We start from the raw sequence: 11504 nt of genomic DNA, 5'->3' as shown, positions 1-11504 counted from the left end.
TGAAATGCTCTACCGACTGAGCTAAGGCAGCGTGCCTTTCGGCGTGGGAAGTCTAACCGGTCAACCCCCGGATCGCGAAAACGGGGGTCGGAAAGCCGCTCCGATACCCGCAACCATCGCGTCGAGCGCCCACTGCAGCTTGACGTTGAAATCGACGGCTTCACGGCATTCCAGCACCGCTTCGATGCACTTCAGCAGGCCTTCCGGCGAGGTTCGCGAGGCCAGCTCGGCCGCCCGGCGCGCCATGTCCGGGTGCGTCGGCGTCGATGTCGACCCGAGAGAGTACGAGAGAGCGTCTCGATACATTCCGGCGAGATCGATCAGAGTTCGATCCAGGAGGTCACGTCGAGCACGAGTGTCCCGCGACTTCTGGCGTGCCTCGAGATCCTTGATCAAACCGGCCGACCCGCGAAGGGCTCCCGCCGTACCTTTACCGGTGCCACCGCCGCCCAACGACACCTTCAACTCTTCGAGCTCACGCTCCTTGAGATCGGCGTAGAACGCCTTCGTATCTGCTTCGATCGACTTGACGAGGTTTTCTGCTGCCCGATATGCGGTGGCGGCGGATATCGCTTCGACAGCCAACTGCAACGACCGCTGACGCTCGCCTCGCGCACTCTCGTCGGTGGCGAGGCGTCGAGCGCGTCCGACGTGCCCACCACTGATGGACGCAGCAAATCGTGCCTGCTCGGGATCGAGTCCGTCACCGTCGATCAACACCTGCGCGATCGACTCCGTCGACGGAGTCACCAATGCCAGGTGCCGGCATCGCGATCGCAGAGTGACAGACATGTCCTCCGGATCGGTCGTAGGCGCACACAGCAGGATGACCGTACGATCCGGCGGCTCTTCCACCACCTTGAGAAGAGCGTTTGCCGCACCCTCGGTCAGGCGATCCGCATCCTCGACGACGATGACCTGCCAGCGTCCCGTCGTCGGCCGCCGCGAGGCGATGTTGACGATTTCACGCATGCCTTTGACACTGATGCTCAACCCGTCGGGAACGATTCGGCGGACGTCCCCGTGGGTTCCGCCCATAGTCGTCGTACAGGCGTGGCATTCCCCGCACCCCGGTGCACCGTCCGACGTGCATTGCAGAGCCGCTGCGAAACACAGCGCCGCAATCGAACGACCCGAGCCTGGCGGGCCGGTGAACAACCACGCGTGGGTCATTTCCGATCCGCCCGAATCTCCGCGAGCGGACGCGGCGGCGTCCCGCAAGCTCCGCTCGACGTCGTGTTGGCCGACCAATCGGCCGAACACTCCCCGCTGGACTACCTCACTGCGCACGCCAAGACCCTAACCGTCGACACCGACGAACCGGCTCATTCCTTCTTGGTCGGCGCCTTCTTGGCGGCGGCCTTCTTTGCCGGAGCTTTTTTCGCAGCCGTCTTCTTGGCAGCCGCCTTCTTTGCCGGTGCTTTCTTGGCCGCAGCCTTCTTCTTCACCGGGCCACGCGCGCGACGATCGGCCAACAGCTCCGACGCCCGCGCATCGGAAATGGACTCGACCTCGTCGTCCTTGCGAAGGCTGGCGTTGGTTTCACCGTCGGTGACGTACGGACCGAAACGACCGTCCTTGATCACCATCGGCTTCTCGCTGACCGGATCGACACCCAACTCGCGCAGCGGAGGCGTAGCCGACGCCTGACGCCCACGACGCTTCGGTTCGGCGTAGATCTTCAACGCCTCTTCGAGAGTGACGGTGAACATCTGATCCTCGGTGGCCAACGACCGCGAGTCCGTGCCCTTCTTCAGATACGGACCGTATCGACCGTTCTGTGCGGTGATCTCTTCCTTGGATTCGGGGTCGATACCCACGATGCGGGGCAATGACAGCAGCTGCAACGCATCCTCGAGGGTGACCGTCGCGAGATCCATGGACTTGAGCAACGAGCCGGTCCGAGGCTTGGGGCCTGCTACCTTCTTCGCTGCCTTCTTGGCGGGCGCCTTCTTGGCTGCGACCTTCTTCACCGCAGTCTTGGTTGCGCCTGCACTGATCTCCTCGGGCTCGGGCACCGGGACGATGTCCGGCTCCGGCTCCGCCGGTGGCTCCGGCAGGATCTCCGTCACGTAAGGACCGAAGCGGCCTTCCTTCGCGACGATCTCGTGGCCGGTCAACGGATCGACACCGAGCTTGCGACCCTCCTGCGGAGTGGAAAACAGCTTCTCCGCGTACTCGGGTGTGAGTTCATCCGGCGGTAGATCGTCGGGGAGGTTCGCCCGCTGCGAGATCAGGTCACCTTCCGGATCATCCGGGTTCTGGACCATTCGCTCCAGGTAGGGACCGAACCGGCCCACACGCACGTGAACTTCGCGGCCCTCGGCGTCGTCGAACAAACGGATCGAGTTGACCTCGCGAGCGTCGATCTCCTCGAGGTTGACGCCGACCATCTTCTTCAGACCGCCCTCGCGGGCCACCGAACCTTCGGCACCGCTGTCGCCGCCGAAGTAGAAGCTGCTCAGCCAGTTGCCACGCTGAGCGCGGCCACCGGCGATCGCATCCAGATCATCTTCCATCCCGGCCGTGAAGTCGAAGTCGACCAGGCGACCGAAATGCACTTCGAGCAGCCCGATGACGGCGAACGCCACCCAGGACGGAACCAGCGCGCTGCCGCGTTTGTAGACGTATCCGCGGTCGAGGATGGTCTTGATGATCGACGAGTACGTCGACGGACGCCCGATGCCGAGTTCTTCGAGGGTCTTGATCAGGCTGGCTTCGGTGTACCGAGCGGGCGGATTGGTGCTGTGACCGTCCGGATCGAGCTTGGTGGCCGTGACTTCCTGGCCCTTGACCAGAACCGGGAGGCGCGATTCGGCGTCGTCCGACTGCCCCCCGGCCTCCTCGTCGACACTTTCGACGTAAGCCTTGAGGAAGCCGGCGAACGTGATGGTGCGACCCGAAGCGGAGAACGTGCAGTCCTCGCCCGTACCTGCGGTACCGGAGATACGCAGCGTCAGTGTCGTGCCTCGGGCATCGGCCATCTGGGAGGCGACGGTGCGCTGCCAGATGAGTTCGTAGAGCTTGAACTCGTCGGTGTCGAGCTTGGAATGCAGCTGGCCTGGAGTCTGGAACACGTCACCGGACGGGCGGATCGCCTCGTGTGCTTCCTGCGCGTTCTTCACCTTGCGGGTGAACTGACGCGGGGTCGGGTGGACGTACTCGGGCCCGTACAGTTCCGTGGCCTGGGCACGAGCGGCGTTGATCGCCGACTCCGAGAGCGTCGTCGAGTCGGTACGCATGTAGGTGATGTAGCCGTTCTCGTACAGACGCTGCGCAATGCGCATGGTCCGCTCCGAGGTGAACCGGAGCTTGCGCCCGGCCTCCTGCTGCAGCGTCGACGTCATGAACGGGGCGTACGGCTTGCGGGTGTAGGGCTTGTCCTCGGCGGAGGACACCGTGAGGTCGACACCTTGGAGCGCTTCGGCGAGGCGGCGCGCGTACGCCTCGTCGATGACCGTGACAGCGGTGCCCTTGAGTTGGCCGTCCGGACCGAAATCTCGGCCGGAGGCCACACGGGAACCGTCCACGGTGACCAGGCGCGCACCGAAACTACGCGGGCTCGCTTCCGCGCCGGCATCCAAAGTCGCGGAGATGTCCCAATACGACGCGGACTTGAACGCCATGCGCTCGCGCTCTCGCTGCACGATGACGCGAGTCGCCACGGACTGGACTCGGCCCGCCGAAAGCTTCGGCATGACCTTCTTCCACAGCACCGGGCTTACTTCGTAGCCGTACAAGCGGTCGAGAATACGGCGGGTCTCCTGGGCGTCGACAAGATCGTTGTCGAGCTCGCGGGTGTCTTCGGCGGCAGCGCGGATAGCCGATTCGGTGATCTCGTGGAAGACCATGCGACGAACCGGGATCTTGGGCTTGAGGGTCTCGAGGAGATGCCAGGCGATTGCCTCGCCCTCGCGGTCGGGGTCGGTTGCGAGGAAGAGTTCGTCGGCGTCCTTCATCAATGCCTTGAGCTCGGCCACCTTGCCCTTCTTCTCTGGGCTGACGACGTAGAGCGCTTCGAAATCGTGGTCGACGTTGACCCCGAGACGCGCCCAGGATTCGCCTTTGTACTTGGCCGGAACGTCCGCGGCGCCCCGCGGGAGGTCACGGATGTGACCTACCGACGCCTCGACGACGTAGTCCTTGCCGAGGTAGGGGGCGATTTTTCGGGCCTTGGTCGGAGACTCGACGATCACGAGGCGACGAGGGTTACCGGATGCTCCCTGACCGCTACCGTTGTCCGCTTTAGCCACCTGCTGCCCGAGCCTTCCTTTGGACGTTCACTGCCGTCGGCAGTAGTTCAGAACTAGACGTGTGGAGCAAGTTATACCCCGCGCCTCTCTTTACAGAGTGACATACCCACGGCTCATTCGCGCAGATCAGTACAGTATGGGCGGCGTCAGAAGTGCGGCCAGGCGACGTCGACGTCGATGTGGCGGGGGGCCTGGCCGAGGTACTCGACCAACTTGGTCAGCCGCTTCTTACCGGATATCCGAAGCCCGGGACCCGGCGTTCGGTTGCCCAGTTGAGTGGGCGCGATGCCCATGCGCATCAGTGCCTGCGCGAGCGGGGCATGGGTGTCGGGCGCATGCGGATCGAGAGCGAGCACGAATCGGTCCCCGTCGTCTTCGAGTCTGCCCGCCGCCACCGCCCACACGCGAAGTTGACGAGAGTTGGGAACCCAGCCGAGCGGAACCGCTTTCACGGCGCCACGCGTCCATTGCACCGACAGCGGCAACAGTGCGGGCGTCGACTGGGTCCGCACCAGGGGCCGCCCTTCTTCGCTGCGGGTGACTTCGGCACCGAGCCCGCACTGCGCGATCAACTCGGCGACGGCCTGCGCACGCCAGTCGCGGTCGACGACTATCGAAATTCGCGCCCGGTCGTCGCTTGTCACCACCTGGCCCGGTCCAGCCAGTAAACCGGCGAGGTCGGTGACGGCAGGTGGAATCGATTCGGCAGAGAAGAAGGACAGTTGGCTCACAGAATGCAACGTATGCCACCACGAGTGCCACGGCATAGACAGCGAGCCGAGAGTTGCATCAGGCATCACAAAAAAACGAGATTGAACGATCAACCAAAAGAGGTTGTCCCCCACCTCGTAAAGTAGTGGGGGACAACTCCCCTCCGAACTGATCGCTCAGCAGACGAGCGACAGAATCAGATCGCGCGAACGCCGGTGGCCTGGGGGCCCTTGGCGCCCTGGCCGACCTCGAACTCGACGTGCTGATTCTCGTCGAGGCTCCGGAAACCGTTTCCCTGGATTTCGGAGTAGTGGACGAAAACGTCCGCAGAACCGTCTTCGGGTGCGATGAACCCGAAGCCCTTTTCAGCGTTGAACCACTTCACAGTGCCCTGTGCCATGCTTTTCCTTCTCTTTTCCAACACCGGATTCGATGGACAGCACTTACAGCCCATCGGGCCGGTTCCGACCGCTGTACGTCTTGATTCCCCCTCAGGAACAGAGCACCGCGTTCGCAACAACGATCCTGCGAGCGTGCACTTTCTCAAGTCTACGAACACAGAAGCTGCGACCGTGTGTCAGTCAACCATGTTCTGCGCGTACGCAACAGTCATAAACAAACCTCGATACCTCTTTTTTCGCCCGCCGCCCCGCCCACCCTGGCCCGCCAACCGCATGCCCGCGTGAGTATCATCAAAACCGCAGGTAGCGACGCCGCAGGGTGTCGTCCCTCTCGAGACCATCAACCGGAGTGACCCGTGAACAAACCTCCCCCCGATCCGGGCGGAAGGCCCGACGAGACATACGGGCGAGAGCTACTCGACCGCATCCTCGCCGGAGTGGGCGGGCAGGAAAAGCCGCTCACCTTCACCGCGGACATCCCCGCTCGCGCCGCCGTATTCTCCGAGTGGCCGGAGTGGGTGCACCCCAGCGTCGTCCGCGCCCTGGCCGAGCACGGAGTGCGTGTGCCGTGGGCACATCAGATACAGGCAGCCGAACTGGCGCACCGCGGCGAAAATGTGGTTCTGTCCACCGGGACAGCTTCGGGTAAGTCACTGGCGTACCAACTCCCGGTCTTGACGGCCATGGCGCAGGACCCCCTCGCCACTGCGCTGTACCTCTCACCTACCAAGGCTCTCGGTTCCGATCAGCTACGAGCCGTGCTGTCCCTCACCGATTTCGACACCGAACTGCGCAGCACTCACGCCGGCGCATACGACGGCGACACATCCCTCGAACTCCGCACGTGGGCACGCGAGAACTCGCGATGGCTGTTCACCAACCCCGACATGATTCACATGTCGCTACTGCGCACCCACGGGCGGTGGGCACACTTCTTCCGCAACCTCCGGTACGTGATAATCGACGAATGCCATTCGTACCGAGGGGTTTTCGGCTCGAATGTCGCGCTGGTACTGCGACGACTGCGTCGGATAGCGGCGCGCTACGGAGCCCAACCGACCTTCATTCTCGCCAGCGCCACCACCGCCGACCCCGACGCCGCAGCTGCCAGACTGATCGGCGCGCACTGCGCCGCAGTCACCGCCGACGGTTCGCCGCACGGCCCGCGAACAGTGGCACTGTGGGAACCGCCGCTCATGCCCGAAGTGACCGGCGAGAACGGAAGCCCCGTCCGCCGGGCTGCCGGCGCCGAGGCCGCCCGCATCATGGCGGACCTCATGATCGAAGGGGCACGGACGTTGACCTTCGTCCGCTCCCGTCGCGGCGCCGAACTGACCGCAATGGCCACCAAACGGCTTCTCGCCGATGTGGACCAGGATCTGTCCGAGCGCGTCGCGTCGTACCGGGCGGGATATCTCGCAGACGACCGCCGCGAGCTGGAGGCAGCGCTCGCCGACGGCACCCTGCTCGGCGCCGCTACCACCAATGCCCTCGAGCTGGGTGTCGACATAGCGGGCCTCGATGCCGTCGTGGTCGCAGGCTTTCCGGGCACAGTCGCATCGTTCTGGCAGCAGGCCGGCCGGGCCGGGCGACGCGGCGAAGGCTCTCTGGTCGTCCTGATCGCTCGCGACGATCCCCTCGACACCTATCTCGTTCATCACCCGGCCGCGATACTCGACAAACCCGTCGAGGCCACGGTGACCGACCCGGGAAACCCGTACATCCTCGGACCACAGCTGCTGTGTGCCGCAATGGAACTCCCCCTCTCCGACGCCGAAGTGGATTCGTTCGACGCCCGTGAGCTTTTGACCGCACTCGCCGACGCCGGAAGAATTCGTCATCGCAAACACGGCTGGTTCGTCACCGCAGACTCGAACCCGCACGGCGCGTTGGATATTCGAGGCGGCATCGGAACCCAGGTCGCCATCGTCGACGGCGAGTCCGGCCGCATGCTCGGAACGGTGGACGCCGGACGAGCACCCGCAACAGTGCACCCGGGCGCAGTGCACATCCATCAGGGTGAGACGTTCGTGGTGGATGAACTCGATCTCGAAGTCGGTCTGGCACTGGTACACACCGAGAACCCCGACTGGAGCACCTCCGCGCGCGAAAGCACCGACATCACCATCACCGAGCATCTCGAGCACAAGAATTACGGCGACATCGCCGTCGCTCTGGTACGCGTGGAAGTGACCAGCCAAGTAGTCGGATATCTCCGGCGGTTGAACTCCGGCGAAGTGCTCGACTCCATCGAACTGGACATGCCGCCGCACACCCTCGAAACCAGGGCGGTGATGTACACGATCACCCCGGAACTGCTCGAATCCGTCGGTGTACCGCCCGAACGATTCCCCGGCGCACTGCACGCAGCCGAACATGCCGCCATCGGACTGCTCCCGTTGGTGGCGATCTGCGACCGCGGTGACATCGGCGGCGTGTCCACAGCACTCCACGCCGACACGGGACTGCCCAGCGTCTTCGTCTACGACGGCCATGCAGGTGGCGCCGGCTTCGCCGATCGTGGATACACCGAACTGTCACGCTGGCTCACCGCGACCCGTGACGCCGTCCTGTCCTGCGAATGCGCGTACGGCTGCCCGTCGTGTGTCCACTCCCCCAAATGCGGCAACGGCAACGAACCACTGGACAAGGACGGAGCCGTCAAGGTTCTGACTGCGATTCTCACCACCGTCGGCTGAGGCCACCCCGACCGAAAATTTCATCCACCCGAACTTTTCGATCCGCTGGTGCGCAGCCGTCACCTCATCAGGACACACATGTACATTCGATCGATAGCGTAAGTTCCACGACAAAATTGAAGGACTATGGTTTCCGGCGAAGGGGAATAGTTCATCTCGACGATGCTCAACGCGGCGCCGGGATCGGGTGATCGACATACCGGCGCGCGCGCCCGGTCATCCACCGATACACCGGCCATCGAGGTCAATCGGCGAGCGAGACCTTCGGACCGACAGACCGCGCGTCGGTCGAAGACTCTCCGATTCGGGGTCTGAGGGCCGTTGATTCGAATCGAGCATCGAAGGCCATCTGTGTCGACCTGTCCACGCCGACGACGGCGCTCGTGCCGAGGCGGACTCTGTACCGGTCGCTGCTCGCAGCCGCGGTATTCATCGTTGCGGCTCTTTCCTTGCGGATCCTCGGGTTGCACCCGAATCGGATTCTCACGCTTCTCGCCCACGGCGGAGCTGTCGTCGCAGCGAGCTTCGTTCTCGCGTGGGCAGTCGAAGCCTCTCAAATCGACGTCTCCGGTGGTTTGGCCATTGCCGTTCTCGCACTGACAGCGGTGCTACCCAGACACTGATGGGCGTCGGTGTGATCCTTGCGCTGCGTTTCCACAAGCGGTCGGCCTGGGCACTGTTGGCACTGTTCATCGTGTAATTTCCGATCACCTGCACCGAAGGCAGGCCGGCACTGTGCGGCGTGTACTCAGTTGTCGCGGCGCTTGCCTTCGCGGTCAACTACCGCCACGTCCTGCCGACGCTGAGTGCACCGTTCACCCGTTCCGAGGCCAACCGTAGCGAGGAGCCACAGGCACCGACCTACGACGCCGATCGGTCGACGCTCGGAAAGCCGTGATCTCGCGCTCCGATCGCCACGAGAAGCGCCGGAATCAGTAGCGCCAGAGCCGCCCAGGCCAAGGTCCGGGGGCCCGTCCCGGCGATCAAGAACCCACCAAGTGCCCCACCACCCGCAATACCGATGTTCCAGCAGGTCACGATGAGCGATTGCGCCACATCCCCTGCCTCGCCCGCTGCCTGCGCCGACGCGGTCTGCAGGAGCGTCGCGATACCGCCGAAGGCCAGTCCCCACACCCCCACACCGACGTAGACGAACAACGGAAAATCGGTGAGAACTCCCAGCATCAGCGCGGAACCTGCGAACAACGAGCAACTGGCGATGGTCAGTGCGCGGAGGTGGCGATCGATCAACGTGCCCGTCAGCCAAATTCCTACCAAGGCGAACATCCCAAAGGTGAGGAGAACGACGTCAACTCGACTCGCCATCCCCAAGGGCGTCAGAAACGACGAAATGTAGGTGTACAGAAGATTGTGTGCGAGAACATAAGTGAGAGTCACGAACAGGATGGGCACCAGCCCCGGAATCCGAAGCGTTCGCGGAATCGACAATCGTGACTCCTTCGAGGTACCGGCGAACTTCGGCACTACCGCGATCACCCACACCATGAGCGCCACAGTCAGTACGGACATACTCGCGAAAGCCACGCGCCACTGCAGTACTCGCGCCAGGAACGCGCCGGCAGGCACCCCCACCGACAACGCCAACGGCGCTCCCACCATCGCAATCGCCATGGCCTTACCCTGCTGATGCGGTGCGACCATCCGCCGGGCGTATCCGGCGAGCAGCGCCCAGAGCAGTCCCGCGACAACTCCGGCAAGGAACCTCGACGCCAACGTGATCCGAAAGTCCGATGAGATCGCCGTGACGGTGTTCGCCACCGCAAATCCGCTGATCGCCAGCATCAGGAGGCGTCGACGCGGCCACCCGATGGTCAACTTCGTCAACGGCACCGCAGCGAGCACCGAACCGATCGCGAACACCGTCACCGATTGGCCGGCAGAGGATTCCGAAATTCCGAGATCACGACTCATTGCCGGGAGCACTCCGGCGGGAAGCGTCTCGGTCAGGAGAGTGAGGAACCCGGCTGTTCCCAATGCCAGCAGACCGGCGAGAGGCAGGCGCTGACCGTCTCGACTCGTCCGCGATGTGAGATCCACTTGTGTCATGCCGCTATCATCAATGCTTCACATTAATGTGAAGGTCAAGTCAGACTCTTGGAAGTGAGTACGAACACATGCGAATCGGCGAACTGTCGGCGTTGACCGAGACACCGACCCGACTCCTGCGGTACTACGAGGAACAGGAATTGATCGTTCCCGGACGCAGCCCCAACGGGTACCGCGACTACGACGACTACGTCGTCGACCGCGTCATCCAGATCCGGGGACTGCTCGACGTCGGACTCCCCACCCGCATCATCAAACAAATCCTCCCGTGCCTCGACACACCCCGCGCCATTCACATGCCGTTCGTGGATGCAGACATGATCGCCACCCTCGAACACGAGCGTGATCGGATGAGCCGCAAAATCGACTGCCTGACCAAGAACCGCGACGCCATCGACGAGTACCTCGGCATCGCACACCGCTCCGGACCACCCACCTGACCTACTCCGACGGCCCGGCCCGCGCGAGAGCCACCGCGTCCCCGACACCGAAGCCCGACAACAACACCGATGCCCGCACTCGAACCTGCACATCCCACTCCTCCACCGTGCAGTCGACGATGTGCGTCCCCATCCGGACGGCAATATCTTCGGCCCGCGCACACGCCGCACCGTCACCGGCATCGACCGCGCCGGCACCGGCCAACGCCGACAGATCCGCCGACGCCTGCGCCGTGTGCCGGGCCACCACCGCCGAACCGACGTGCAACACCCCACCGGTGACGACGACGATGACCGCGAGCACGAAACACGAGAACACCGTCGCCGACCCGCCGTCACCCCGGAGTACCCCACCTTCACCCCACGGCATCTGCCACCCCCGGTTCCACTGCCGCCACCGCCGTGGCCGAAATCTTCACCATCGGCAACAGAGTGTTCTTCGCCCCCACCACAGCCGTCGCGGTATCCCTCACCACCTCAACGGATATCGACGCACCGTCCGGGGCGATCCGCCGGGCGACCACAACCGCATTTTCCTTGTCCCCTCTGGCCACCAACCGCGCCGCTTCCCGCGCGGCATCGACACACCGAACCTGCATCGACACCGCCAGAACACCGCCGACACACAACACCAGCACCGTGACAATCGACGCCAACGCGATCGCCGCCTCCACCGTCACGGCCCCGCCGTCACCGTCGCGAATACCTTTCAGCGACAGCATCACACGGCAGTCTTGAGCGCCTTGTCGATAATCCCCGTCAAGGCACTCACGATCGAGTCGCCCGTGACCACCGTGTACAACACCGCCCCGAAGGCCGCTGCCGCGATAGTCCCGATCGCGTACTCGGCCGTCGACATACCGTCGTCCTCACTCACGAGCAGTGCGAACCTGGCCGAGACCGAATGCATCGTCTTCGAAATCATGTATCCCC

General features: G+C 63.8%; 11 protein-coding genes, 1 tRNA gene and 1 pseudogene (1 of these 13 only partly in view). 4 read left to right on the top strand and 9 right to left on the bottom strand.

All coding sequences use genetic code 11. The features are described from left to right. The 5 genes from ABH922_RS24910 to ABH922_RS24890 form a co-directional block, all read right to left on the bottom strand. A tRNA-Thr gene (locus tag ABH922_RS24910) sits at nt 1-31 on the bottom strand (it extends 42 nt beyond the left edge of the window). A gap of 29 nt (nt 32-60) precedes the next feature. Then, entirely contained in the window at nt 61-1290 is a 1230-nt protein-coding gene (locus ABH922_RS24905; protein WP_424809474.1) for a DNA polymerase III subunit delta', read from the bottom strand. 35 nt (nt 1291-1325) lie between these two features. Beyond that, nucleotides 1326-4253, bottom strand: a complete 2928-nt coding sequence (gene topA / locus ABH922_RS24900; RefSeq protein WP_424809473.1) for a type I DNA topoisomerase — start codon at nt 4251-4253, stop codon at nt 1326-1328. A gap of 146 nt (nt 4254-4399) precedes the next feature. Next, nucleotides 4400-4984 (bottom strand): hypothetical protein, encoded by a 585-nt coding sequence (locus ABH922_RS24895; RefSeq protein ID WP_424809472.1) that lies wholly within the window; start codon nt 4982-4984, stop codon nt 4400-4402. A gap of 176 nt (nt 4985-5160) precedes the next feature. Then, the gene (locus tag ABH922_RS24890) at nt 5161-5364 is read right to left on the bottom strand and encodes a cold-shock protein (protein WP_424809471.1); all 204 of its coding nucleotides are present in this window, start codon (nt 5362-5364) and stop codon (nt 5161-5163) included. A gap of 357 nt (nt 5365-5721) precedes the next feature. Between ABH922_RS24890 and ABH922_RS24885 the strand changes: the two genes are divergently transcribed. The 3 genes and pseudogenes from ABH922_RS24885 to ABH922_RS24875 form a co-directional block, all read left to right on the top strand. After that, complete coding sequence (locus ABH922_RS24885) at nt 5722-8064, top strand: DEAD/DEAH box helicase (protein WP_424809470.1); 2343 nt, start codon at nt 5722-5724, stop codon at nt 8062-8064. Between the two features lie 383 nt (nt 8065-8447). Then, a complete protein-coding gene (locus tag ABH922_RS24880) occupies nt 8448-8687 on the top strand; it encodes a hypothetical protein (RefSeq protein ID WP_424809785.1) in 240 nt (79 codons plus the stop codon). Continuing rightward, a pseudogene (locus tag ABH922_RS24875) lies at nt 8672-8962 on the top strand (sodium:proton exchanger); the annotation flags it as partial. The gene ABH922_RS24880 and the pseudogene ABH922_RS24875, both read left to right, overlap by 16 nt. On the opposite strand, the gene ABH922_RS24870 reads toward ABH922_RS24875, so the two are convergent. Further along, complete coding sequence (locus ABH922_RS24870) at nt 8926-10131, bottom strand: MFS transporter (RefSeq protein ID WP_424809469.1); 1206 nt, start codon at nt 10129-10131, stop codon at nt 8926-8928. The pseudogene ABH922_RS24875 and the gene ABH922_RS24870 overlap by 37 nt on opposite strands. Nucleotides 10132-10199: 68 nt before the next feature. On the opposite strand from ABH922_RS24870, the gene ABH922_RS24865 reads away from it, so the two are divergent. Further along, nucleotides 10200-10571: a MerR family transcriptional regulator gene (locus ABH922_RS24865; protein WP_424809468.1), complete on the top strand. Its 372-nt coding sequence runs from the start codon at nt 10200-10202 to the stop codon at nt 10569-10571. A 1-nt stretch (nt 10572) separates the two neighbouring features. Here the strand turns inward: ABH922_RS24865 and ABH922_RS24860 are convergent, their stop codons facing one another. From ABH922_RS24860 to ABH922_RS24850, 3 genes are read right to left on the bottom strand one after another with little or no spacing between them, the layout of a single operon-like run. Continuing rightward, complete coding sequence (locus ABH922_RS24860; protein WP_424809467.1) at nt 10573-10941, bottom strand: Rv3654c family TadE-like protein; 369 nt, start codon at nt 10939-10941, stop codon at nt 10573-10575. Continuing rightward, a complete protein-coding gene (locus ABH922_RS24855) occupies nt 10928-11293 on the bottom strand; it encodes a TadE family type IV pilus minor pilin (RefSeq protein ID WP_424809466.1) in 366 nt (121 codons plus the stop codon). The genes ABH922_RS24860 and ABH922_RS24855 overlap by 14 nt, the downstream gene beginning before the upstream one ends. Beyond that, complete coding sequence (locus ABH922_RS24850) at nt 11293-11496, bottom strand: DUF4244 domain-containing protein (protein WP_424809465.1); 204 nt, start codon at nt 11494-11496, stop codon at nt 11293-11295. Before ABH922_RS24850 ends, ABH922_RS24855 begins: the two co-directional genes overlap by 1 nt. Between the last annotated feature and the right edge of the window lie 8 nt (nt 11497-11504).

It is taken from the genome of Rhodococcus sp. 27YEA15, assembly GCF_049739425.1.
In the GTDB taxonomy this organism is placed as follows: Bacteria; Actinomycetota; Actinomycetes; order Mycobacteriales; family Mycobacteriaceae; genus Rhodococcus_F.
The sequence above is the reverse complement of the archived record's forward strand: the minus strand, read 5'-3'. Positions and strand labels throughout refer to the sequence as shown.

Bases quoted from the DNA above. Each gene is read 5' to 3' on its own strand.
- ABH922_RS24855 (WP_424809466.1), bottom strand. From the start codon at position 11,293: ATGCTGTCGCTGAAAGGTATTCGCGACGGTGACGGCGGGGCCGTGACG.
- ABH922_RS24890 (WP_424809471.1), bottom strand. From the start codon at position 5,364: ATGGCACAGGGCACTGTGAAGTGGTTCAACGCTGAAAAGGGCTTCGGG.
- ABH922_RS24860 (WP_424809467.1), bottom strand. From the start codon at position 10,941: ATGCCGTGGGGTGAAGGTGGGGTACTCCGGGGTGACGGCGGGTCGGCG.
- ABH922_RS24865 (WP_424809468.1), top strand. From the start codon at position 10,200: ATGCGAATCGGCGAACTGTCGGCGTTGACCGAGACACCGACCCGACTC.
- ABH922_RS24850 (WP_424809465.1), bottom strand. From the start codon at position 11,496: ATGATTTCGAAGACGATGCATTCGGTCTCGGCCAGGTTCGCACTGCTC.
- ABH922_RS24870 (WP_424809469.1), bottom strand. From the start codon at position 10,131: ATGACACAAGTGGATCTCACATCGCGGACGAGTCGAGACGGTCAGCGC.